The 23,178-nt window shown below is 62.5% G+C and carries 22 protein-coding genes, 2 pseudogenes and 2 riboswitches; of the genes and pseudogenes, 12 read left to right on the top strand and 12 right to left on the bottom strand.

Annotated elements, in window-relative coordinates:
• The first annotated feature begins 152 nt into the window (after positions 1-152).
• Complete coding sequence (locus ACZ2IA_RS15315) at positions 153-1,076, top strand: 2-hydroxyacid dehydrogenase (protein ID WP_470293454.1); 924 nt, start codon at positions 153-155, stop codon at positions 1,074-1,076.
• Positions 1,077-1,226: 150 nt separating this feature from the next.
• On the opposite strand, the gene ACZ2IA_RS15310 is transcribed toward ACZ2IA_RS15315, so the two are convergent.
• Positions 1,227-1,958, bottom strand: coding sequence for an aspartate/glutamate racemase family protein (locus tag ACZ2IA_RS15310; protein WP_470293453.1), 732 nt, complete (start codon positions 1,956-1,958; stop codon positions 1,227-1,229).
• A 74-nt stretch (positions 1,959-2,032) separates the two neighbouring features.
• Positions 2,033-2,758 (bottom strand): GntR family transcriptional regulator, encoded by a 726-nt coding sequence (locus tag ACZ2IA_RS15305; RefSeq protein WP_470293452.1) that lies wholly within the window; start codon positions 2,756-2,758, stop codon positions 2,033-2,035.
• A 332-nt stretch (positions 2,759-3,090) separates the two neighbouring features.
• On the opposite strand from ACZ2IA_RS15305, the gene ACZ2IA_RS15300 reads away from it, so the two are divergent.
• The 3 genes from ACZ2IA_RS15300 (at position 3,091) to ACZ2IA_RS15290 (ending at position 5,647) form a co-directional block, all read left to right on the top strand.
• On the top strand, positions 3,091-4,557 hold the full coding sequence (locus ACZ2IA_RS15300; protein WP_470293451.1) for an NCS1 family nucleobase:cation symporter-1: 1,467 nt from the start codon (positions 3,091-3,093) through the stop codon (positions 4,555-4,557).
• A 295-nt stretch (positions 4,558-4,852) separates the two neighbouring features.
• Complete coding sequence (locus ACZ2IA_RS15295; RefSeq protein ID WP_470293450.1) at positions 4,853-5,176, top strand: hypothetical protein; 324 nt, start codon at positions 4,853-4,855, stop codon at positions 5,174-5,176.
• Between the two features lie 246 nt (positions 5,177-5,422).
• On the top strand, positions 5,423-5,647 hold the full coding sequence (locus tag ACZ2IA_RS15290) for a hypothetical protein (RefSeq protein WP_470293449.1): 225 nt from the start codon (positions 5,423-5,425) through the stop codon (positions 5,645-5,647).
• Between the two features lie 79 nt (positions 5,648-5,726).
• Here the strand turns inward: ACZ2IA_RS15290 and ACZ2IA_RS15285 are convergent, their stop codons facing one another.
• The 3 genes from ACZ2IA_RS15285 to fumC all read right to left on the bottom strand — a co-directional run bounded on the left by ACZ2IA_RS15285 (position 5,727) and on the right by fumC (position 8,343).
• Complete coding sequence (locus ACZ2IA_RS15285) at positions 5,727-6,329, bottom strand: phosphatase PAP2 family protein (RefSeq protein ID WP_470293448.1); 603 nt, start codon at positions 6,327-6,329, stop codon at positions 5,727-5,729.
• A 124-nt stretch (positions 6,330-6,453) separates the two neighbouring features.
• On the bottom strand, positions 6,454-6,900 hold the full coding sequence (locus tag ACZ2IA_RS15280) for an SRPBCC family protein (protein WP_470293447.1): 447 nt from the start codon (positions 6,898-6,900) through the stop codon (positions 6,454-6,456).
• A gap of 39 nt (positions 6,901-6,939) precedes the next feature.
• A complete protein-coding gene (fumC, locus tag ACZ2IA_RS15275) occupies positions 6,940-8,343 on the bottom strand; it encodes a class II fumarate hydratase (protein WP_470293446.1) in 1,404 nt (467 codons plus the stop codon).
• A gap of 174 nt (positions 8,344-8,517) precedes the next feature.
• On the opposite strand from fumC, the gene ACZ2IA_RS15270 reads away from it, so the two are divergent.
• The 3 genes from ACZ2IA_RS15270 to ACZ2IA_RS15260 all read left to right on the top strand — a co-directional run bounded on the left by ACZ2IA_RS15270 (position 8,518) and on the right by ACZ2IA_RS15260 (position 10,637).
• A complete protein-coding gene (locus ACZ2IA_RS15270) occupies positions 8,518-9,543 on the top strand; it encodes an alginate lyase family protein (RefSeq protein WP_470293445.1) in 1,026 nt (341 codons plus the stop codon).
• A 68-nt stretch (positions 9,544-9,611) separates the two neighbouring features.
• Positions 9,612-9,929, top strand: coding sequence for a YnfA family protein (locus tag ACZ2IA_RS15265; protein ID WP_470293535.1), 318 nt, complete (start codon positions 9,612-9,614; stop codon positions 9,927-9,929).
• A 174-nt stretch (positions 9,930-10,103) separates the two neighbouring features.
• Positions 10,104-10,637 carry a hypothetical protein gene (locus ACZ2IA_RS15260; protein ID WP_470293444.1) on the top strand — a complete coding sequence of 178 codons (534 nt, stop codon included), beginning with the start codon at positions 10,104-10,106 and terminating at the stop codon, positions 10,635-10,637.
• Positions 10,638-10,838: 201 nt separating this feature from the next.
• Here ACZ2IA_RS15260 and ACZ2IA_RS15255 read toward each other — a convergent pair whose 3' ends face one another.
• A complete protein-coding gene (locus tag ACZ2IA_RS15255) occupies positions 10,839-11,165 on the bottom strand; it encodes a tetratricopeptide repeat protein (RefSeq protein WP_470293443.1) in 327 nt (108 codons plus the stop codon).
• A 77-nt stretch (positions 11,166-11,242) separates the two neighbouring features.
• Positions 11,243-11,330, top strand: a riboswitch (glycine riboswitch).
• 2 nt (positions 11,331-11,332) lie between these two features.
• Positions 11,333-11,431: riboswitch (glycine riboswitch) on the top strand.
• Positions 11,432-11,666: 235 nt separating this feature from the next.
• Between ACZ2IA_RS15255 and ACZ2IA_RS15250 the strand changes: the two genes are divergently transcribed.
• The gene (locus tag ACZ2IA_RS15250; RefSeq protein WP_470293442.1) at positions 11,667-12,281 is read left to right on the top strand and encodes a trimeric intracellular cation channel family protein; all 615 of its coding nucleotides are present in this window, start codon (positions 11,667-11,669) and stop codon (positions 12,279-12,281) included.
• Positions 12,282-12,881: 600 nt separating this feature from the next.
• On the opposite strand, the gene ACZ2IA_RS15245 is transcribed toward ACZ2IA_RS15250, so the two are convergent.
• From ACZ2IA_RS15245 to ACZ2IA_RS15230, 4 genes are all read right to left on the bottom strand, one after another.
• Positions 12,882-14,717 carry an ABC transporter ATP-binding protein gene (locus ACZ2IA_RS15245; protein ID WP_470293441.1) on the bottom strand — a complete coding sequence of 612 codons (1,836 nt, stop codon included), beginning with the start codon at positions 14,715-14,717 and terminating at the stop codon, positions 12,882-12,884.
• A gap of 3 nt (positions 14,718-14,720) precedes the next feature.
• Positions 14,721-15,863: a CapA family protein gene (locus ACZ2IA_RS15240; RefSeq protein WP_470293440.1), complete on the bottom strand. Its 1,143-nt coding sequence runs from the start codon at positions 15,861-15,863 to the stop codon at positions 14,721-14,723.
• The gene (locus tag ACZ2IA_RS15235) at positions 15,857-16,957 is read right to left on the bottom strand and encodes a M36 family metallopeptidase (protein ID WP_470293439.1); all 1,101 of its coding nucleotides are present in this window, start codon (positions 16,955-16,957) and stop codon (positions 15,857-15,859) included. Before ACZ2IA_RS15235 ends, ACZ2IA_RS15240 begins: the two co-directional genes overlap by 7 nt.
• Before the next feature lie 267 nt (positions 16,958-17,224).
• The gene (locus ACZ2IA_RS15230; protein WP_470293438.1) at positions 17,225-18,286 is read right to left on the bottom strand and encodes a hypothetical protein; all 1,062 of its coding nucleotides are present in this window, start codon (positions 18,284-18,286) and stop codon (positions 17,225-17,227) included.
• A gap of 47 nt (positions 18,287-18,333) precedes the next feature.
• On the opposite strand from ACZ2IA_RS15230, the gene ACZ2IA_RS15225 reads away from it, so the two are divergent.
• The 3 genes and pseudogenes from ACZ2IA_RS15225 (at position 18,334) to ACZ2IA_RS15215 (ending at position 19,542) form a co-directional block, all read left to right on the top strand.
• Positions 18,334-18,699: a transposase gene (locus ACZ2IA_RS15225; RefSeq protein WP_470293534.1), complete on the top strand. Its 366-nt coding sequence runs from the start codon at positions 18,334-18,336 to the stop codon at positions 18,697-18,699.
• 255 nt (positions 18,700-18,954) lie between these two features.
• Positions 18,955-19,311 (top strand): annotated as a pseudogene (locus ACZ2IA_RS15220) (IS1595 family transposase); the annotation flags it as partial.
• A gap of 15 nt (positions 19,312-19,326) precedes the next feature.
• Positions 19,327-19,542 carry a TOBE domain-containing protein gene (locus ACZ2IA_RS15215; protein WP_470293437.1) on the top strand — a complete coding sequence of 72 codons (216 nt, stop codon included), beginning with the start codon at positions 19,327-19,329 and terminating at the stop codon, positions 19,540-19,542.
• Positions 19,543-19,754: 212 nt separating this feature from the next.
• Here ACZ2IA_RS15215 and ACZ2IA_RS15210 read toward each other — a convergent pair whose 3' ends face one another.
• Positions 19,755-20,333, bottom strand: coding sequence for a TetR/AcrR family transcriptional regulator (locus ACZ2IA_RS15210; RefSeq protein ID WP_470293436.1), 579 nt, complete (start codon positions 20,331-20,333; stop codon positions 19,755-19,757).
• A 130-nt stretch (positions 20,334-20,463) separates the two neighbouring features.
• Here ACZ2IA_RS15210 and ACZ2IA_RS15205 point away from each other — a divergent pair, with 130 nt between their 5' ends.
• Positions 20,464-20,967, top strand: coding sequence for an HPP family protein (locus ACZ2IA_RS15205; protein ID WP_470293435.1), 504 nt, complete (start codon positions 20,464-20,466; stop codon positions 20,965-20,967).
• A 62-nt stretch (positions 20,968-21,029) separates the two neighbouring features.
• Here ACZ2IA_RS15205 and ACZ2IA_RS15200 read toward each other — a convergent pair.
• Positions 21,030-22,487, bottom strand: a pseudogene (locus ACZ2IA_RS15200) (DNA translocase FtsK); the annotation flags it as partial.
• Positions 22,488-23,178 lie beyond the last annotated feature (691 nt).

Below are 23,178 nucleotides of genomic sequence, written 5' to 3'. Positions count from 1 at the left end.
TTAGCATCCACACCGCCCCACCCGGGGCGGTTTTTACTGGCTCGTGACATCTTCGGTCTTTGCCGGCTGGCCCGCGTCTCGACCCTGCCACGGTATACTGTAGGCATATTCTGAAGCGCCCATGCGAGGCGCCATCGTGTATAGGACTCATCATGCTGTACCTCTACATCGCCAACGAAGCCGAGCGCTGGCTCGCCGCGTTCCGCTCCGCGCTGCCCAAGCTCGACGTGGTCGCCTGGCCGGCGCCGGTCGACCCGGACCAAGTACGCTACATCGTCACCTGGAATCCGCCCGAGGGCTTCTTCGCCGGCTTTCCCGCGCTCGAAGCAGTGTTCGCGCAGGGCGCCGGCATCGACAAGCTGCTGACTCGCACCGATCTCGCCCCCGCGGTACAGATCGTCCGGCTCAACGACGCAGGCATGGCCGCGCAGATGGTCGAGTACGCGCTGTTCGGCGTGTTGCGCTTTCAGCGCGACTTCGACCGCTACGCCGCGCAGCAGGCCGCCGGCGTCTGGCAACAGCAGCCGCCGAGCTTGGCAGAAACGACCCGGGTCAGCGTGCTCGGTCTCGGCGCGATCGGCGCGGCGGTGGCGAGCACCCTCGCCGGACTCGGCTACCGGGTGTCGGGCTGGAGCCGCGGCGCGCGCGACCTGCCCGGGGTGCGCTGCGTGCACGGTCCGGCGGCGCTCGATGCGCTGCTCGCCGACACCGACATCCTGGTCAGCGTGCTGCCGTCCACCCCCGACACCCACGGCCTGCTCAGTCGCGACAGGCTGGCGCAGCTGCCGGCCGGTGCGGCTCTGGTCAACGCCGGGCGCGGCGACCTGATCGACCTCGACGCGCTGGTCGAGCTGCTCGACGCCGGCCGCCTGCGCGGCGCGCAGCTCGACGTGTTCCCGGCCGAGCCGCTGGCGGCCGACGACCCGCTGTGGCACCACCCGAAGCTGCTGCTCACCCCCCACATCGCCGCCGCGACGCTGATCGAGCCGGCCGTAACGCAGATGGCCGATGGCACCCGCTGCCTGCAAGCCGGCCAAGAGCCGACCTGTCTGGTCGAACGACAGCGCGCCTACTGAACGCCACGAGCAGGTACAGAAACCGCTGCGGGCCACCGACACCGCCATAGGCTCGACCAATGAAAAACCCACGCAGTCCTTCACGGACACGCGGGTTTTTTCATGGCCAGCCGGTTCGGCCGACGTTGGCCGAACACCAGCTAACGGTTCTTAGTGCGACAGGTAGGCAAACTGGCCGGTGAAACGCTTGGGCAGCGGGTACGCCAGGTCTCCGACCTTGCTGGTGCCGAGCTTCAGCTCGACCAGCGCCTCGACCAGCTTCACCGCCGCCGACACACCGTCGATCACCGGCACGCCCAGGTCTTCGGACAGGCAGCGCGCTAGGTCGGCCATGCCGCCGCAACCGAGCACGATCGCGCCGGCACCGTCCTCGGTCAGCGCGCGGCGCGCCTCGTCGAGCACCCGTTTGTAGCTGTCCGACGCCGGGTCCTCCAGCTCCAGCACCGCCACATCGGCGGCGCGGATGCGCCGACACAGATGCTCGACGCCATACTCGCGCGCCAGGTGCTCGGCGATGACGATGGTGCGCGACAGCGTGGTCACCACCGAGAAATGCGTCGAGATCAGGCTGGCGATGCGCATCGCCGCCTCGGCGATGCCGATCACCGGCTTGCTGGTCAGCTCGCGCGCCGCGAGCAGCCCCGGGTCACCGAAGCAGGCGATCACGTAGCCGTCGTAGCCCTCGATTTCGCCCTGCCGGATCACCTCCAGTAGACCCGGCACGCTCAGCGATTCGTCGAAATGGCTCTCGATCGACTCCGGGCCGCTCGGCGAGGTGCAGGCGATGATCTCGGTGCCCGGCGAGGCGGCATGGCGTGCCGCTTCGCCGATCTTATCGGTCATGCTGGTGGTGGTGTTCGGGTTGATGACGCAGATTCTCATGCTCGTGCTCTCCTCGTCGCCGTGTGGCGTTGTCGTCGCGTTGTCGGACCGTGCCGCGCCGGGAGAGCGCCGCGTCAGTCCAGAATTCCGTTGAAGATCCGCTTGAAGTCCGGCAGGTCGGTGTCGACCGCCTCCATGTGCAGCGCCGCTTCCAGCTCGTCCAGGTGCTGGCCCATCGTCTGGCGCAGCGCGTCGGCGTCACCGGCTTCCAGTTCGTTCAAGAGCACCGTATGACTCTCGCAGTGGCAAGCTCCCTTCCAGGACGGGCCGTACACCGCGATGATCAGCGACGAGCGCGACAAGAGCTGCGACAGGAAGTTGCTAAGCTCCTCGTTGCCCGCCAGGTCCATCAGCCGCTGGTGGAACTGCCCGGACATCTGCAGCGCCAAGCGCTGGTTGCCGGCCTCGAGCGCCCGGTCTTCCGCCCGGGTCAGCTCGCGCAATTCCTCGAGCGCCGCCGGCGTCAGCCGGTCGACCACCTGATCCATCACCCCGGTTTCGATCAGCCGGCGCGCCGCGAACACATTGCGCGCCTCCTCCACCGTCGGCTTGCTGACCATTGCACCGCGCTTGGCCTGGATATTGACCAGCCGCTCGTGCGCCAGCCGCTGCAACACCTTGCGAATCACCGTGCGGCTGACCTCGAAGGTTTCGGCCAGCGCGTCCTCGGGCAAGCGGTCGCCGGGACGCAGCCGGTGCGCGATGATCGCCCCGAAGATGCGCTCGTATACCTGCTCGTCCTTGGTGGCGCCTTCGTTGTGGATACGCCGCAGGGTGCGGGACTTCAGCAAATCATTCATGTACACCTCGCTCGTGATTCCGTAGAGATGTATCAATCTTAACCATAATTATCGTATACATCGACGTATACAAAACACAAGTCATTCCTTCGCAAAATCGGACAGAAGGCGTCTTTTGCAACAGTGGAAACATATTCCGATAAACGGAAACGCCCCACAAATAAGCCTTGCAGCGCTGTGACGTGCGCAGTTTCTCGATGTGGAAATAAAAAACATTTCCCGTATACAAGAATTTCATCTAGCGTACACATCACGCAGCACAGACTGCACATGACAACGACGGCCCCCACAAAAGCCGACGTACAAAGACGAGATATCAGGAGAAAACCACGATGCACGAAGCACCCAACACGCCGCTGCCTCCGGGATACAGCCCGCGCCTCTACAACCACGATCTGGGCCCACTGAAGGACCAAAGCTGGAACTGGTACAACATCTTCGCGTTCTGGATGTCCGACGTGCACAGCGTCGGCGGTTATGTCTTCGCCGGCAGCCTGTTCGCACTCGGCCTGTCCAGCTGGCAGGTGCTGTTCGCGCTGGTGGTCGGTATCACCATGGTGCAGCAACTAGCCAACTTGATCGCCAAACCGAGCCAGGTCGCCGGCGTGCCCTACCCGGTGGTGTGCCGCCAGTCGTTCGGCGTGTTCGGCGCCAACATCCCGGCGATCATCCGCGGCCTGATCGCGGTAGCCTGGTACGGCATCCAGACCTACCTCGCCTCGGCGGCGCTGGTGCTGGTGATGCTGCGCTTCTTCCCGGCGCTTGCGCCGCTGACCAAGGTCAGCTTCGTCGGGCTGTCGCTGCTCGGCTGGGCCGGCTTCATGCTGATGTGGGTGCTGCAGGCACTCGTGTTCTGGAACGGCATGGAAACGATCAAACGCTTCATCGACTGGGCGGGCCCAGCGGTGTACGTGGTGATGTTCCTGCTGATGGGCTGGATCGTCTGGAAGGCCGGCTGGAACAAGATCGACTTCAACCTGAGCTCGAAGCAATTGCACGGCACGGCCATGGTCTGGCAGCTGGTGATCGCCACCGCGCTGGTGGTGTCGTACTTCTCCGGCCCGCTGCTCAACTTCGGTGACTTCTCGCGCTACTGCGGCACGATGAAGGACGTGAAGCGCGGCAACTTCTGGGGCCTGCCGATCAACTTCATCGCCTTCTCGCTGGTGACCGTCGTGGTGACCTCGGGCACGCTGCCGGTGTTCGGCCATATCATCGAGGACCCGATCGAAGTGGTCGGCAAGATCGACAACACCTTCGCGGTGGTGCTCGGCGCCTTCACCTTCATCACCGCCACCATCGGCATCAACATCGTCGCCAACTTCGTGTCGCCGGCGTTTGACTTCTCCAACGTCAATCCGGAGAAGATCAGCTGGCGCACCGGCGGCATGATCGCCGCGGTCGGCGCGATCTTCATCACCCCGTGGAACATCTTCCACTCGCCGCAGGTGATCCACTACACCCTGGACGTGCTCGGCGCCTTCATCGGCCCGCTGTTCGGCATCCTGCTGGTCGACTTCTACCTGGTGCACAAGCAGCAGATCGATATCGACTCGCTCTACAGCGCCCAGCCGAACGGCCGCTACTGGTACCGCAACGGCTACAACCCGCGCGCGGTCCAGGCGCTGATCGCCGCCACCGTGCTGACGGTGATCTTCATCATCACCCCGGGGCTGAACGAGCTGGCCAACTTCGCCTGGTTTATCGGCCTGTTCGCCGGGTCGGGCAGCTACTACTGGCTGAGCCGCCGCTACCGCCCGCTGGCCCTAGTGCCATCGGCCAACAGTTCCAAGGCCTGAGCATTTCTCCACCCAACCGGCCCTTGTTAGGCGGCGACGAAAGTCGCCGCCTTTTTTGCGTTTGCGGTCCGGTTCGGCCAACGCTTCATCGATGACACTGAACAAATTCGTCACATTGCGGCTGAATCTGCCGCTTGTCGTCTAGTGGAAACCGATCGTCGCTTTTGTCTTCACATCAAACTATATTGGCATTTAATGAGCTGACACCGCCGCTGCCAGACTGTCAGACACTGGACAGATAGCGCATCGGCCAACCAGTTAAAACGAACCGCGCCACCGCGGAAGGAGACCTGAGATGCTGAGTGCCGAACGCAAAGAACTGCCCCTAAACGGCCACCCCTACTTTCTCGCCCGCTTCGAGCTCGATCCGGCGATGCCCGACAGCGCATCGCAGTCGTTGCACGACAGCGTCGAGCTGTGGTCGTGGGCCGGCGTCGACCTGATCACGCTGGATATCTCGCGCGGCGAACCGGCATGGCTGGCCACCGAGTTGCAACGGCTCGGCCGTTTCCGCGCCGCACTGGAACTGGTACCGGCCCCGGCCCCCGCCTCGCCGCTGCAGCGGGCGTGGGATGCCGCCCGTCGCCCCACTCCCGACGGCCTGCGCTGGATCGCCTGACCAACCCCATTCATCAGCCCCCTAAGCGCGCCATGCCCTCAACAGAGGGCATGGCGCGCTCTATTTAGCATGCGGCGGCATTCATACACATAAAAGTTGCTTTTGTCGTATAAACAAGCAATTAGCATATATTCAACATTGTCTGCTACGCTCGATCACGTAGGCAGTCTGGTGGACGCCAGTCGAGCTTTGCGCCAGTCGCCTACACCGTCGTTCCAACGGCACTACACCTGGAGAATCAACGATATGAAAAAGCTCACTCTGCTGGCCTTGGCCGCCATCTTCGGTCTGACCTCGGCGGCCACCTTCGCTGAAGACCCGGCCGCTACCACCACCGCGCCGGCGGCCACCCAGTCTGCCGACCAGGCGCAGACCGCCAAGCCGGCCAAGAAGAAGGCCAGCAAGAAGAAAAAACACAAGAAACACGTGAAACACACCGGTCACAAGCCAAAAGCCGGCGAATACTACTAAGCTGTCAGCCGGCTGTAAAAAAAGGGAGCCACAGGCTCCCTTTTGCATACTGGCGACCGGCATCAGGCCAACCTCGTTCTCAGGCCGGCAACCAACCTGCGGCGATCGGCCCGGCCAACACGCGACGGTACAGTCGTTCCACCCCGCCCACCAACGCCGCCCCGCAGAGCAGCCAGAACGGCACCGCCAGGACGTAGGCCAGCGCCGCGACCAGCACGGCACCGAGCATGTCGAACGGGAAGTGCACGCCGAGAAACACCCGCGCCCAGGCGAGGGCCACGCCGACCAGCGCCATCAGCAGGCCGCAGAGCCAGGCGCGACCGAACAATAAGGTCAACACCACCGCGGCCATCACCGTGCCGTGATCGCTAGGGAACGACGAGTCGGCCGCATGCGGAATGAAGCGCACACCGAGCCCGATCATGAACGGCCGCGGATGCGGCCAGGCCTGGCCGACTACTTGTGCGATCAGCAAAGCCAGCCCCGTCACCAGCACCACTCGTATCGCCAGCGCGCGCTGCGGGCGAGCGCCCCACAGCCACAGCCCCGTCAACAGCAGCGGCACCGCGAAGATCAGGTACTGGGCGGCGACGATGCCGGCGGTGATCGCCAGGGGCGGCGTCGTCGCAGTGGCATTGATCGCCAGGAAGAGGGTGTGGTTCAGCGCTTCGAGCGGGTTCATGAAAGGGTTTCCGGTACAGGGGGAATTTGGCGCAGAGTATAACGCAGCCAGCTTAACCGAACCTTAGCCCACCCCTCTCATGCCTCGACCGGCAGCCATCCGGTCCGCGGCGAATCTCTCCCCCTTACGGCCACTGACTGAACGGCAGCGGCTCGCCGGTTTCCAGCAGGCTCTTCAGCCCGGACAGGATCGCCGGCCAGCCGCGCACGATGCCGGCGTAGACCACGCTGCCCGGTTCGAAGTCGTCGTGCGTCAGCGTCAGTCGCATGACGCCGCCCTCCACCGGCTCGAGCAGCAGGCTGACCCGCGACGGCTTCTCGAACCGGCCCGCCTCGAACGACACCGCCTGGAAGGTGTACGCCAGCATGCGCGGCGGGTCACAGACCAGTACCGTGCCGGTCAGGTCGACCTCGCCGTCCTCCTCCCACAGCGTCAACGGCGCACCGATCTGCCAGCTCGACTCGACCCGGTGCCAGTAGCGCCGGGTGAGTTCGCCATCGGTCAGCGCCTGCCAGAGCGCCTGCGGCGTGGTCGCGATATAGCAGACGTAGACAAACTTGAGCTCTTGCATGGCGCACCTCCTGACGATGCCGGCGTCGGCCGACGACGGCTAGTCCTTCGACGGGTGGGTCATCTCGATCGGCACCATCCACGCCCGGTACTGCTCCGGCGTCAGGTAACCGAGCGCCTCGGCCGCTTCGGCCAACGTCGTGCCGTCGTGGTGCGCCTTCTTGGCGATCTTGGCCGCCTTGTCGTAGCCGATATGGCGGTTCAAGGCGGTGACCAGCATCAGATTGCGCGCCAGGTTCGCCTCGATCTTCGGCAGGTTCGGCTCGATGCCGCGCGCGCAGTGCTCGTCGAACGCGAGGCACGCGTCGCCGATCAGCTCGATGCTCTCGAGCACGTTGTGCACCATCACCGGCTTGTAGACGTTGAGCTGGAAATTGCCCTGGCTGCCGGCGAACGCCACCGCCGCGTCGTTGCCGAACACCTGCACGCAGACCATCGTCAGCGCCTCGCACTGGGTCGGGTTGACCTTGCCCGGCATGATCGACGAGCCCGGCTCGTTCTCCGGGATGGTCAATTCGCCGATGCCGCAGCGCGGCCCGCTGGCGAGCCAGCGCACGTCGTTGGCGAGCTTCATCAGCCCGCCAGCCAGCGTGCGCAGCGCCGCCGACACATTGACCAGCGCATCGTGCGCGGCCAGCGCGAAGAACTTGTTCGGTGCCGAGCGGAACGGCGCGCCGGCCAGCTGGGCGATGTGCTGCGCGGCGCGGTCGCCGAACTCGGGATGCGCGTTAAGACCGGTGCCGACCGCGGTGCCGCCGATCGCCAGGTCGTAGAGCCCCGGCAGCGCCGCCTCGACGGTGGCGATACCGAAGTCGAGCTGCGCCACCCAGGCGCCGATTTCCTGGCCCAAGGTGATCGGCGTCGCGTCCTGCAGGTGGGTGCGGCCGGTCTTCACCACGTGCTGATACGCGTCGGCCTTGGCCGCCAGCGTGTTGCGCAGGCGGCGCAGCGCCGGGAACAGGTGTTCGTGCAGTTCGGCTACCACGGCGATGTGCATCGCGGTAGGGAAGGTATCGTTGGACGACTGGCCGCGATTGACGTGGTCGTTCGGATGCACCGGGGTCTTGCTGCCACGCTTACCGCCGGCGAGCTCGATCGCCCGGTTGGCGATCACCTCGTTGGCGTTCATGTTCGACTGGGTGCCCGAGCCGGTCTGGAACACCACCAGCGGGAATTCATCGTCGAGCTTGCCTGCTATCACCTCGTCGGCCGCCTGCGCGATCAACCGCGCCAGCTCGACCGGCAATTCGCCGAGCTCGGCGTTGGCTTCGGCCGCCGCGCGCTTCAGGATGCCGAGCGCCCGGATCACCGGCCGCTGCCAGCGAAAGCGCGCCACGCCGATCGGAAAATTGTCGATCGAGCGCTGCGTCTGCGCGCCCCAGTAGCGGTCTGCGGGCACCTCGATGGCGCCCATCGAATCGGTCTCGGTACGGAACTCCGTCATGGGGTGCTTCCTCCTCAAACGATGGCAACGCGGCCGGTTCGGCCAACTCACCCCCCTTAGTGTATTAGTGTACTGCTTACATCCGGTTACGCCCGCTTACCGTTGCCCCACAGACCGGCCACGTGGCGGGGCCTACGATGCCGCTGATAAAAGCCATTATGCGAAGGAAGTCCCATGCCGAAAAACTGGTCTATCCTCGGTGTCTCGCTGCTGCTGGCCGCGCCGCTGGTGCCCGCGAGCGAAACGGTGTGCAGCCCGGCACCGAACCCGGCCAGCGTGCGCTCGGCGCTCGCCCGGGTCCCCGCCCCGGCGCCACAGGCGATGCCGGTGGTCCACACCGAAGGCACCCTGCCGCATCAGGGCATCTACGACCAGTCGGTGCAGGCGAAGCGCGACTTCGACTATATGCGGGTGCTGGCGCTGGCCTGGCGCACCGAGCGGGACCAAGCCGCGCTCGACCGGCTCGCCAGCTACTTTGACGCGTGGACCGGTGTCTATCGCCCCAGCTTCAACCCGATCGACGAAACGGCCATGGACGGCATGATCGATGCGTACAGCCTCAGTCAAGCGGACTTGCCGGCCGCCACCCGAGAGAACGTGCGACTTCTCTTGCGAGACATGGCAGAAGGCTATCTCGCCCGCATGCAGGCGATGCGCGCCGAAGCCAAGGGGACGTCGATCAACAACTGGCAGAGCCATCGCGTCAAGATCGTCACGCTCGCCGCCGTGGCGCTCCGCGATAAGCGGCTGTTGGCCGCCGCACGGACGGCCTATCTTCGCCAGCTGGACGCCAATATGCGGCCGGACGGATCGGTCATCGACTTCGAGGAGCGCGACGCGCTGCACTATGTGGTCTACGACCTTGAACCGCTGACGCGCGCGGCACTCGCCGCAAGCTCGATGGGCCAGGATTGGCTGACGTTGAAAGGGCACGACGGCCAAAGCCTGCAGAAGGGACTGGACTGGCTGCTGCCCTATGCCGACGGTCGCAAGACCCATGAGGAATACGTGCACACCACCGTCAAGTTCGACCTGCAGCGACGCGACGCGGGGCTGCCGGGCTTCAGCGGTCTATGGGATCCGAAGAGTGCCAACGGGCTCTACTGGGCGGCCAGCCTGTTGGATGCACGCTATCGGCCCCTCGCCCAGGCCTTGGCGAAGAATCCGCCGCTCTGGTTATCGGCGGTCTGCAATCGGTAGAAGGCTAGCGGTCGATTTGCCCCGACGAATCGGGCAGAATGGCGGCGATTGCCCCTGCCCACCTATTGATGAAACCGTTCCTGCTCTACCTCGCCACCGCCCTGGCCGAAATCGTCGGCTGCTACCTGCCCTACCTGTGGTTGCGCCAGCAGGGATCGCCATGGTTGTTGCTGCCGGCGGCGCTCAGCCTGGCGCTGTTCGCCTGGCTCCTGACGCTGCACGAGGCGGCTTCCGGCCGGGTCTACGCCGCGTATGGCGGCGTCTATATCGGCATGGCGCTGCTCTGGCTATGGCTGGTCGACGGGATCCGGCCGAGCCTGTGGGACCTGGCCGGGGTGGCCGTCGCGCTCTCCGGCATGGCGATCATCCTGTTCCAGCCGCGTTAAGAGCCGCTAACAAACCCCTCCCGGCGTTGTTGCGCTGCCTTGCCGTACGACTTGTACTGTCTGCAGCAGCGCGCCTAGCCGGGACCGCTGCGCTGGGCTTTGTTAGCGACTCTAAGCGCTGCCGTCGTGCCCGCACGCTTGCGAAACCGCACCGCCACCCCAAACTTCCACCGCATGAAACGACTGCTCGCCCCGTTCTGGTTCCTACTCGCTAGCCTGTTCCTGCTGGAGGCCTGGCTGTGGGAACGGCTCGGCCCGCTGGTGCGCCGCTTCGTCGACTGGGCGCCGTGGCGGCCGCTCACCGAGCGGCTGTCGCGCCGCCTGGCGACGCTGTCGCCCTACCCGGCGCTGTTCTGCGTCGCGGTGCCGCTGTTGATGCTGGTGCCGTTGAAGTTCGTCGAGGTGGCACTGCTGATCCAGCAACGCTATGCGCTGGCGATCCTGACGCTACTACTGGCCAAACTGCTCGGGATGGGGGTGGCGTCGTGGCTGTTTACGATCTGTAAACCGGCGCTGCTTGAGATCGGCTGGGTGGCACGCACTTACGCCGCGCTGGTACGCGCCGTTGACTGGGCGCACGAGAAGACCGCGCCGTACCGGCGCTGGCTGGAACGCCGGCTGGCGGCCGAATCGGGCGGACGCCGCTGGCTACGGTTGCGGCGCCTGCGACGCTGGGCACAGCGGCGCTCGCGTAGAACCGGCGCCTGAGCAGGACATGCAGGAACGCTGATCATGGCCGGTCAGCCGGTCAATAACATGGCTTAGAGTCGCTAACAAAACCCAGCGCAGCGGTCCCGGCTAGGCGCGCTGCTGCAGACAGTACAAGTCGTACGGCAAGGCAGCGCAACAACGCCGTGAGGGTTTTAGCTGCGCAGAAACTCGGCTAAGCCTCGTTTTGTTAAGCGGCTCTTAGCCGGCCGCCTTGTCGAGGCGGCGTAGGAACACGCCCATCTCCTTGGCCGCCTGCAGGTCGCCCTTCAGCTCGGCCACCGCGATACCGTCCTGGTAGACCAGCCGCGCCGCGTCCGGCTTAGCAGCGGCCACCAGCACCTTGCCGAGCAGCTTCCACGCCGCCGAGTAGTCGGGCTGCATCACCAGCGCCTGGCGCAGTTGCGCCTCGGCTTCGGCCAAGCGGTTCTGGTGCATCAGCTCATTGGCGATGCCGAAGCGCAGCATCGCCCCGTCGCGTGGCGTGTCGACCAGTTTCATCAGCGCATCGAGCATCGGAGTCGTCATGGCATTTCCTCGCGATCCGCGGCGCGGCCGCGGGTCGGTGTACGTTTGACCGTCTTGTTGCGGTGCGGGATAATAGCGCGCTGGTTGCAGGAGAGCGAGGGTTCGACCCTCCGCCGAAGACGCAAGCTCCCATAATCGCTCAGGCAAAAGAACTGCAACCGCGTTATCGATAGCCGATTGGAGAGAGGCCGGCGCCAGCCGGTCCACCGAAGGGGCGAGTGGCGCCAGCCACCAAAACTCTCAGGTAAAAGGACAAGGGGAGAGGCTAACGGGCATAACGCCCGCTCGCACCCTGAAAGCGCCTTGATCATGACACTCTCCACCCTGCGTATCCGACCCTGTTCCGGCCCTTCCGGTTCCCCCGTTTCGTCGCCTCGCCCGCTTTGCCTCCGGCACCGCCCGCGCCGTTGACACGCTGACCCTTATTCCAGTCTGCGCGCGTCGGCGGCCCAGCCCGTCCGGCCCGCGCGGTTTTGCCGACTTCCTGTTTCGACCACCACCATGCTGACTTACATCTATCTGATCGCCATCACCGCCGAAGCCATGACCGGGGCGCTTGCCGCCGGCCGTCGCAATATGGACATCTTCGGCGTCTCGGTCATCGCCTTCCTGACCGCGCTCGGCGGCGGCACGGTGCGCGACATCGTGCTCGGCCACTTCCCGATCGGCTGGACCCAGCACCCCGAGTATCTGTACCTGACGCTCGGCGCGGGTCTCTTCACCGTATTCGTGTCGCGCTATATGCACCGGCTGCGCAACGTGTTCCTGGTGCTCGACGCGATGGGCCTGGTGGCATTCACGCTGATCGGCAGCAACGTCGCGCTCGGCATGGGTTACCAGCTGCCGGTGGTGGTGGTCGCCGGCATGATCACCGGCATCGCCGGCGGCGTGCTGCGCGACGTGCTGTGCAACCGCGTGCCGGTGGTGTTCCGCCAGGAGCTGTACGCCAGCGTGTCGTTCGCGGTCGCCCTGCTCTACCTCGGCCTGCACCACCTCGGCGTCGGCGACGACGTCAACACCGTGGCTGGTTTCGCGCTCGGCCTGACGATCCGGCTCGGCGCGGTCTATCGCGGCTGGAATCTGCCGACCTTCTCGTATCAGCGGCGCCTGCACTGAACGTTGGCCGAAGAGTAGACACGACAAAGCCAGCCCGAACGGGCTGGCTTTTTTCATGCCGGAGCCTATCAGACACTGGCCTCAGCCAGCTCACGGGCACGCCGCAGCGAGCGAGAATGCTGCCCCGCTGCGGCAGCGCGCCGGACGCGAGGTCGGCGTGCGCGGCAGCAGCATACTGTTCCAGGTGGTGAGTTTCAGGTCATCGGGATAGCGGCGTGGGCCGGCAGAGCGGCGGCCAATAGAAGGCTGCATAGGTGTAGCGACCTGCATTTGAAACCGGTCTGAACTGCAATCGACGCAATTTCATGACAGAAATAACTGCAACCATCTATCCCACTCGTTCTGACTGGACTGGTTGCAGTTAATCCTGTCCTGGCGTGATGTAATGCAGTCCTGGCCGGTGGAATGCAGTCCTCTACAGCTAACGAGGCCGGAGGATGTACACGATGCCCTAGCCGGGCAGCAGCTTGGCCGTATCCCGATTGGCCAATCACTCTTTGGCCGGTAACATCAGGGCACGGTCACCAAGGTCATGTTTAACGCTGGAGTCATACGGCCGTACCCGACACTCGGCCGGCCACCCAGGCGCCTTGGTGGTCCTCAAGGGCCCGCTCGACGAACTAACGGCCTACCCGCATCTTGATGGAGCTCGCAAAGGTGAGCGTACCTTCCTCTTTTTATCAGCAGTTCGGTATGCGTTCCTTGTTCGATGATTCGGCCTGATTCCATTACAACGATGCGATCGGCAAAACGTACAGTCGTCAAACGATGTGCAATGATCAGCGTTGTGCGCCCGGTCGATGCCGCTTGCAGAGAGTCGATCACGACGCGCTCGGATATTGCATCGAGTCCGCTCGTTGGCTCGTCCAAAATTAAAATTGGTGCGTTTCGCAGAATGGCTCTCGCAATTGCGATCCGCTGCTTCTGGCCGCCGGAAAGGCTTGTCCCGCGTTCGGAGACGCGCGCCTCATAGCCAAGCGGCTTCTGTCGAATAAACTCATCAGCGTTTGCCGCAATAGCAGCGGCAACTATTTCAGCGTCAGTGGCGTCTGGTCGGCCGAAAGCAATATTGTCTCGAATCGTTCCATTGAAAAGCAGCGAGTCCTGGAGCACGAGACTCACATGGTCGCGCAACGATTGAACCTGATAATCGCGAATGTCCTCGCCATCGAGAAAAACAGCGCCGCTAGTCGGGTCAAAAAATCGCGACACAAGACTCACCAGACTGCTCTTCCCTGCGCCCGTAGCTCCGACAATGGCAACGGTTTCGCCGGCCGCAATACGCAGGTTGATGCCAGAGAGTACCGGGTGGTTCGAATCGTATTCGAATGAGACGTCGCGGAACTCTATTTCGCCCTTGAGCGTTTTTACCTGTTTCGCTCCCTTACGGTCAGCTACTTCCGTGCTTACCGCCAACACATCCGCGATGCGCTCGGCACCAATGGTGGCCTTGTTAAAGGCAAACGAAAGACGGGACAACGCTTTCATCGGTGCATACAGATTCGTGACGTAAGCAAAGAAGACGATGACATCACCGGTCGTTAACTCGCCCGCGATGACGCGGGTTGCGCCATACCAGATTACGATTGCCAATCCCGCGGCCGCCAACAAATCAACCAACGGCGCGACCCGAGCGCGATAGCGCACACCTTCTAGGTAAGCTGCCAGACTGTTTGAACCCTGGGCGTTGAATCGTTCATCCTGTTTCTGTTCCTGCGCCAGCCCTTGCACGACGCGAATAGAAGCCAGCGTTTCCTGCGCAACAGAAGCAAGCAAACCATCGCTCGTGCGAGCGGCACGAGACGCCTTGCGGATACGCCCCGTGTAACTGAAAACAATCCAGAATAATAGTGGAGCTACAGAAAGCGCTGCCGATGCAAAACGCCAATCCAACCAGAACATTATCGACACCATCCAGATCAGCAAAAACACATTGCTGACTAAAATAATGGTGCCGTCCGCAATCAAATCCTGCATCGCGGTAATGTCAGTCGTGAGGCGCGTAACCAAATCGCCTGTGCGCTGGCGATCGTGAAACCGTAGAGAAAGGCGCTGCATGTGGCCAAACAATTTGCAACGCAGTGAGAACACGAAACGTTGTCCAATGACACCCATGGACTTTGTGAAGAAGTAGGTAAGCAACCCCGTGCTCGTCGCTATGAGAAGCGTGGTAGCGCACGCGCCATAAACAATGTGCATTGGTTCCAGAGAAGCATGCCCCAACCAGTTACCAATCCACGGAACGCGCGTTGGTCTATGCGTGAAGACAAAGTCGATGACAACCTTGAGCGGCCAAGGGCGCAGGGCCGTCAGCATGGCATCCAACAACATCGCGAAGAAGGCCAAAAACAACTTGGCTCGAAAGGGACGAAGCAACGGCGTGAGGTGCGGCGACCATTGACTGATACTCTTTTCTACTGTCGACTCTTCGGACATTTTTTATTCCGACGGCTCCGGCTGAAGCAGTTCAAGAAGCCCACAGCCGTTCTCAATTTTCAGCATAGACGCGTGGTCGCCGGAGACTTGCGCCAGAATTCGTAGTATCCGCTCTGCGCCATTTCCCCTTAAAACCTTTGGCTGATAATTCACTCGGGGGTCACGGTTTTTCACATAGACGGGATAAACGTAGACCGACGTCTTCGTTTCCTCGAACCGGAGACCGAGCAGGAGTGATTCGCCCCGACTATTTCCAGAACCAAAGGTGAAGTTGCCCACACTAAAAAAAATCGGGCGGCCACGGTAAATTTCGAAAGGCTGAACAATATGCGGATGATGGCCGATCACGACGTCGGCCCCGCAGTCCACGGCAAAGCGGGCTTTTGCGCGGTCTTCCGGCGATGGTTCACGCTCGTAGGGAACCCCCCAGTGAAAGGTCACAACCACGCGGTCAACTTGTGTTCGCAGAGCACCAATATCCGCAACCAACTCCTCCGGCAGGTCCATGGCGCTGCCGGGCAAATTGGCGCTAGCAGACGTTCTCTGGTTCCAATAATAGCCAAGCAGTCCCACACGATAGGGGCCGGCTTGCAAGATGCTCGGCGCGTGAGCCGTTTGCTTGTTTGCGCCAGCACCGATTGCCGCAACCCCGGCCTGCGCCAACGCGTCTAGCGTTTCCAAGACTCCCTCGCGCCCGCAGTCGAGCAAGTGATTATTCGCCAACGTGACCACGTTGATTCCCGCGCGCCGCAGCGATTTCGCCAGCTTTGGATTAACGCGATAGGTGTAATTTCGCTCCTGCTTTTGGGCTTCACGCGCGAAAGGGCCTTCCAGATTGCCGAGCCCGATCGGCGAACGTCGCAGTAACGGCAGCACGGCTCGAAAGGGATAATCCGAGCCGAATTCGCTGATGACCTTCCTCGCTCGCCCTCCCTGCATGATGTCACCAACAGCGATTAATGAGAACGGTGGTTCATTCAATGTTTGCAGATGTGCTTCCAGCGCCTCGCCAGAATAGAGGTCTTCTGATTCCGGAATTTCATCTAATGAGACGTATTTAAGCAGCTCTTGCGTCGCAGGGCAGGACTCCAGAAGCGAAGCACGAGACAGACTCAGGAAAGCGCGGTCAAAGTCGGCGGTTAACATAATTTTTCTTCCACTTTCACTTCGGGAAAAATACCGCGTCTTTCAAAGAGTTTTAGGATTAATGCGCGATGCCGGCTCTCGAAGAGCATTTCGTCCGCCTGTAGCAAAGCGCTCAGACCTACCGCGAAACCTTCTCGCGCTTTGCTAGCGCTTTTAACGGTCGGAGGATGCTCATCGCCCATCAATCGTCCTATGAGAAGCAAAGCCTGAAGAAGAAGAAGGTCCGTGCTCCGCGCACCATTCGGTTCACTGGCGGACAAATTCGCGCGTAAGTCCCATAGTGCTGCGCCCCAAATTGTGCCATTAAGATGGGGATCGGCTTTTTGGTCGTGGTCAAAGGCCGCCATCGTTTTCGACGATGTCAGGCTGCGAGGATGGACTACCTCATCGTCGTGTCGATGATGCCACGCCCAGATATGCGGGGTGCCGAGCATTGTTGCTGCCCAGTAATCGCATGTGCCTTCGTCCATATCGGTCTTACGATTGCTTTGTTTGTCCCGCGAGCGAAGGGCATTGGCACGAAAATCCGCAGTATGCCGCGTGATGTGGTGCCCATATTCGTGGTAAAGGATCCCAGCATTGTGCGATGCGATAGCGCGATATTTTCTGCCAGTATGTTCAGCTAGCGCACCGTACTGCCATAGTTGTCTCCCAGGGCCGAGATGGATCTCACCGTCGGGCGAAACCGGATCATGCTCCGGAATGTCATATTTCCGACTAGGCAGACGGTAGTGACCACCTTGAAATGGCACCCAGGTTTCTCCGCGAAGAAGCCCGTCGCGAACTCCCTCTGATCTATACGTCGCGGCATGGTGAGCGTTCACCACCGCGGTTACCCGTGGAAGCGGGGGGGCTCCCAACTCCGCGAGCAACTCGTGAACGTATGAGGCGATGCGGTCAAGGTGGTAATAAGTGTTGACCTCCCCAAAATGCGCAGCGCCGACGTAGCGAGACCGATAAGAATGAAGTTCAACTTTATCCACGCGCGGTCCGCCACGGCCCGGATCGTACAAAAAATCACCTTGGGCATCGGGTTGAGCATCTCCGAGTAGTACTGGTCGAACCTGGCCCGTCATTAGGTCTACGTCGTTCACGCAGGCCGCATTGCGGACGCGTACGTATCTCCCCCAAAGACCTCCCCTCCGTTCTCTTTCAGTATCGAGATTGGAGAGTGCAACAACCTCTTCGCTAATCCGTCCATGTAGCGGGTGCGTGGGATCCTGAGTCCATATGTAGACTCGGCCACGATTCATCGTCGAAATCTCGCTCATTCCGTTATCCATCAATTAGGATGGCGCCCGGAGGTATGGTTTGTAATATCTGGCACAAACTACTCGAACGCGAGCCATTTTATAAATTTGTCATAACTCAAGCGACACTGACGAATTCAAGTCGATCGTTGCAACCAAGGCGTTGTTCAATTCACCGCGCTGCAATTCCTTGGCTGTCAAGCAGCGTACGTTTGTAGCCCCTTGCGCCTCGCGCATCGCCAGAGCACTCATGGAAATAACGCCCGAAATGGCGACCGGTTTGATCCCCCAACCATCAAGGACCCGCACCCCGCCAGCCGCAGACACCGGATCACCAGTGGCATAAACCCAATGATTCACTGTCTCATTGAAAGCGCTGCATTGAAGCAATGCTGATGTCTCCGTTTGCAAAATACCGTCCGCGATTTCGACCACCACCCAAGTCGCACCGAGCGAGGCGGCATGGTTCAAAAGCAGGTGATGCAAGCGAAGAAGGTCTTCTAGCGAAGCGAGGTGTGTGGATGGGAATCCACCATCGATGAAATCCAAGGCGGGCTCGGCCCCGGCGTCGAGCATTCCCCAGGTATCCCGACCGCTCGCTGTCCCCGTGAGCTTGATGCCAGCTACGCGTTCCCCCCGTTGGCGCAAACCAATAATCAAGCTCTTCGCCGTGTGCGTCTTTCCTGCATCCATTGAACTACCACAGACCACCATAACCTGCGGCTTATGTGAACCTGACGTGGGTGAGATACTAAAATCGCGAAGCTGTAGAGGACGTCCTTCACCATCTCCAAGCGCTCCGATGATTCGCAATTTGCTTGGCTCTGCCACATTCGCGTGCTTGCTCTCGACAAGGCCGCATAGTCCCCCCATGGAAAGCAAGTCACACGCCTCGCCGTTGATACGCGCATAACCTTCGAACTGCTCTGTCGCATATCGATTTCCGAAGACAACTGCCAGCAGATCGCTCTCATGCAGGGAGGCAAGCCGCCCGTTAGCGAGTTCCAATCGGGTATTTTTGCCGATCCTTTCTAATCGCGCTAACGCGATGTCGCCCGCTGCTGGTGAGGTTGGGCAGGGAAGCAACATCTCAAATTTCGACTGCGGAACCCGACGCAAGCCGTAAGGAATGCGCATGCATGCGCGAATGTCTTCGGATAATCTTTGATTCATATAATTCTTTTCCGATGAATATAACGCATTGATTTATAATGCATTAAATAACAACTTTTGCACGGCACCGGGCGCTGTCAACATACGTTTCCCCTCTAACACAGATCTTTCAGTCACGAACTGCAATCATTTTAACGATAGACGCGAATCCATCCTCGAACAACGTTCCATCATATTCCTCGGCTGGAGCCCTACCGGTCAAGCGCTGCCCGCACTGCGCCCATAACGAGGTGCGGCCGTGGGGGCGTAGCAGTGGCTTGCAGCAGTACGCCTGCCGGCATTGCGGCAAGACCTCCAACGCGCTTACCGGCACCCCGCAGGTACCATTGCGGCAGCGCGAGCAGTGGCTCACTTTCGCCGAGGCGTTGAGTGAGAGGCTATCGGTGCGCAAATCGGCCTCTGCTGTGGCATGACAAGAACACGGCCTTTCTGTGGCGACAGCGCTTTCTGCATCTGCCGGCCGAGCACAAAGCCAAGCGCGAGAGTGGCATTGTCAAAGTGGACGAGACCTATTTCCTGGAATCATTTAAGGGGCGACGCCAACTCCCTCATCCGGCGGCACGCAAAGCGGCCAAACTCGGCCTGTCGGCGGGGCAGATTCCGGTGCTGATTGCCTGTGACCGGGTCGGCGCCACCGCCGACTTTGTGCTTCCCAAGGCCGCCAAGAAGCATATCGGGCGGTGCTCAAGTCCCTGCTGGCGACCGATGCGATTCTCTGCCCCGATGGCGGTGGCGGAGGCGTCTATGCTGCCGTGGCCCGAGAGCATGGCTTCACCCATCGTCATGTCAACGTCCGGGCCGGCATCAAGGTCGTGAGCAAGGTCTATCACGTGCAGAACGTCAACGCCTACGCCAGCCGGTTGAAAGAATGGATGCGCCGCTTTCATGGCGTGGCGACCAAGTACCTCCCCAATTACCTTGGCTGGCGGCGCATGCTCGAACGCACCGGGCGTACCCTCAATCCCACGCTGTGCTTGGCGCAGACGCTTGGTCAGTTTGCGATTCAACAGTTAATTCAGACATAGCCAAATGAAACCGCCATGAGGATCAAGTCGATCAACGTACGCAACCAGTTCCGCGGCATCATCAAGGAAATCATCGAGGGCCCGGTACTCTCCGAGGTGGACGTGGAAACCCCGGCCGGCATCGTCACCTCGGTGATCACCTCGCGCTCGGTGCGCGAGCTGGAGCTCGGTGTCGGCTTCGAGGTGATCGCCTTCGTGAAGTCCACCGAGGTATCGATCGCCAAGCTGTGAATCGTTCGGCCAGAAACAAAGCCGGCGTCCCAAGGGGTGCCGGCCTTGTTAATTCAAGGCAGCGTGGGCTGCCACCTACTCACTCCAGCGCCATTGCCCCGCGACCAATGCTCCCAGCGTACCTGCCGCGGGTCATGACGCGATACGGGTCTGCGCCGCGGCGAAGGCAATAGCAGCCGGCGGTGCCCTATCATTTTAAACCGATGCCACCGTCAGTCCGCGGCCAACCTCGCGCTCGGCGTTACCGTACCGAACACCAGCAAGTCCACCGACTGCCGTGCCGCTTCAGCCAGCGCCGCATCCGGCCCAGCCACCTGACTGGCGACGATCAGCCCCTCGCCGAGCAGGTAGAGCCGCTGCGCGGCAAGGACAGCGTCATTCGCGCCGGCCTCGGCACAGACAGCCTCCAAAAAGACCCTGACCGCCTGCTTGTGCTCGGCGGCGATGAGGTGCGCCGGATCGGTACGGTCGGCGTATTCGGCTGCCGCGTTGATGAAGGCGCAGCCGTTGAAGTCCGGCTCGCGTGCCCAGGCGGCGATGAAGTCGATATACGCTGCCGGTCGCTCGGCCGGCGGCACGGCCTGCACGGACGCGCTCATCCGCGCCATGAACTGCTCGTCGCGCAACCGCAGCGCGGCGTGCACCAACGCCTCCTTGGTCGGGTAATAACGGTACAGGGTCTTCTTGGTGACGTCGCCTTCGCGACTGAGCTGCTCGACGCCGGTGGCGTGAAAGCCCTGCCGGTAAAACAACCGCAACGCCGCGTCGACCAGCTGATCCGATTTGCTCATGAATGATTGCCGCCTGTCGTATCGATACCCGCGCAGTATGCGGCATCGCCCGGCTCAAGTAAACCGATCGGTTGACACAAGTATACCGAACGGTTTACTTTGCCGACACACCCACCACCGGAGCACCACCATGGCCGTTTCGTTTCGCCTGCAACCCTCCGCGGCACCCGCCGCACCACAGCTGCGCTTCATCGTCGCGTCGATGCTCGGCGCCATGCTGGCGATCGGCCTGACCGGCTGGCTCAGCCAGCGCTCCGGCACACCCTGGCTGATGGCGCCGTTCGGCGCCAGCTGCGTGCTGGCCTTCGGCCTGCCCGATTCGCCACTGGCCCAGCCTCGCAGCATCGTCGGTGGCCACCTGGTCGCGACGCTGGTCGGCCTCGTGGTGCTGCATACGCTGGGCGATGCCTGGTGGGCGGCAGCGCTCGCCGTCGGATTGGCGCTGGCGCTGATGCAGCTGAGCCGTACCGTCCACGCGCCGGCCGGGGCCGACCCGCTGGTGGTGCTGGCCAGCCACGCTCCGGCCGGTTTCCTGCTGACCCCGGTGTTAGCCGGCTCCTTGGCGATCGTCGCGGTCGCGTACTGCGTCAACAATCTGCGCGCCCGCGGCAGCTACCCGCGCTATTGGCTCTAAACGCGCTTCGACCAACAAAAAAGGCGTGCCCGCGGGCACGCCTTCGTTGTGCGAAACGACGCTCAGTAATCCCGCTCCGGCACTAGCACGGTACGGTTGCCGTTGCTCTCCATCGCGCTGACGATGCCGGCTTCTTCCATCTGTTCGATCAAGCGCGCGGCGCGGTTGTAGCCGATGCGCAGGTGACGCTGCACCGACGAGATCGACGCCTTGCGGGTCTTCATCACGATGCCGACCGCCTCGTCGTAGAGCGGGTCGTCCTCGCTGCCGCGACCGCCGCCGTTGCCGGCCGGCGCCGCCTCGTCGCTGTCGGCCGAACCGGTCAGCAGGTCCTCGACATAGTCCGGCTCGCCGAACTGCTTCAGGTACTCGACCACCGCGTGCACCTCCTCGTCGGCGACGAAGGCGCCGTGCACGCGCTGCGGGTAACCGGTACCCGGCGGCAGGTAGAGCATGTCGCCCTGGCCGAGCAGACTCTCCGCGCCCATCTGATCGAGGATGGTGCGGCTGTCGACCTTGCTCGACACCTGGAAGGCGATCCGGGTCGGGATGTTCGCCTTGATCAAGCCGGTGATCACGTCGACCGACGGGCGCTGCGTCGCGAGGATCAGGTGGATGCCGGCGGCGCGGGCCTTCTGCGCCAGACGCGCGATCAACTCTTCGATCTTCTTGCCGGCCACCATCATCAGGTCGGCAAACTCGTCGACCACCACCACGATGAACGGCAACGGCGATAGCGGCTCCGGGTCGCCCGGCGTCAGGCTGAACGGGTTGGGGATCTTCAGCCCGGCCGCTTCGGCGTCGCGCAGCTTCTGATTGTAGCCGTCGAGGTTGCGCACCCCGAGCGCGCTCATCAGCCGGTAGCGCTTCTCCATCTCGCCGACGCACCAGTTGAGCGCATTGGCGGCGAGCTTCATGTCGGTGACCACCGGCGCCAACAGGTGCGGAATGCCGTCATAAACAGACAACTCCAGCATCTTCGGGTCGATCATGATGAAACGCACTTCGTCCGGCGTAGCCTTGTAGAGCAGGCTCAGGATCATCGCGTTGACACCGACCGACTTACCCGAGCCGGTGGTACCGGCGACCAGCAGGTGCGGCGCCTTGCCGAGGTTCATCGTCACCGGCAGGCCGGTGATGTCCTTGCCGAGCGCCAGCGTCAGCTTGGATTCCGGCCCCTGGAACACCTGGTCGGCGAGGATCTCCGACAGGCGGATCATCTCGCGCACCGGGTTGGGCAGCTCGAGGCCCATGCAGGTCTTGCCCGGGATGGTCTCGACCACGCGGATAGACGCGAGGCCGAGCGCCCGCGCCAGGTCCTTCATCAGGTTGACCACCTGGCTGCCGCGCACCCCGACCGCCGGCTCGACCTCGTAACGGGTGATCACCGGGCCGGCGTAGGCGTCGACCACGCTGACCTTCACCTTGAACTCGGCGCACTTCTCCTCGATCACGATGCCGCGTTCGATCAGCACGTCCTCGCTCATCGCCACATGCGCGTCGTCGGCCGGGTGCAGTAGCGATAGCGGCGGCAGGCAGTCGTCGCCATAGATCACCGGCAGGATGTGACGGCGCGCCGGCGCCTCCTCGACGTCATCGACCGCGACGGCCTCTTCGCCCCAAGGCAGGGCATCGAACGCTGCATCGGCCGTGTCGTTCTGCGGCGACTCGGCCGTTGCCGCCTCCTCTGTCTGACGGACCCGCTCCCAAGGCGGGAGAATGCTTGCCCGCTCCATCTGAGGAGGCGCTACCGGGGCGTACTCCACCGGCTCCACCGCCTGCTGGAGTGGGGCCGGCACAGGGACCGACAAGAGCATCGCCTCCGCCGCGACCTTTACCGGCTCCGCTTCGGCCAAGGCACGGGGCTCGACGCTCGCCGGACTGTCGGCTTCAGGAAGGCGAGTCGACTCGCCCTGCCTGCTGACCGCGGCCGGATCCGGCCATACCGGGTTTGGGATCGCCACGACCTCTTCCACTACGCTCGGCCGCTCCGCCACCTCGTCGATCACTGCCCACACCAGGCCGTTGCGCTGGACCGGAGTAACAGAGAGCCGCGGCGCGCTCACGGCACCGTTACTCGCCGGAGTCGGAGTCTCCAACGAGGCTGCCCCGAAGCCGCCGAACGCACGCGGTTGCGGTTGCGGTTGCGGTTGCGGTTGCGGTTGCGGTTGCGGTTGCGGTTGCGGTTGCGGTTGCGGTTGCGGTTGCGGT

It is taken from the genome of Crenobacter sp. CS_VA4 (assembly GCF_055597485.1).
This window is presented reverse-complemented; position numbering and strand designations above follow the sequence as displayed.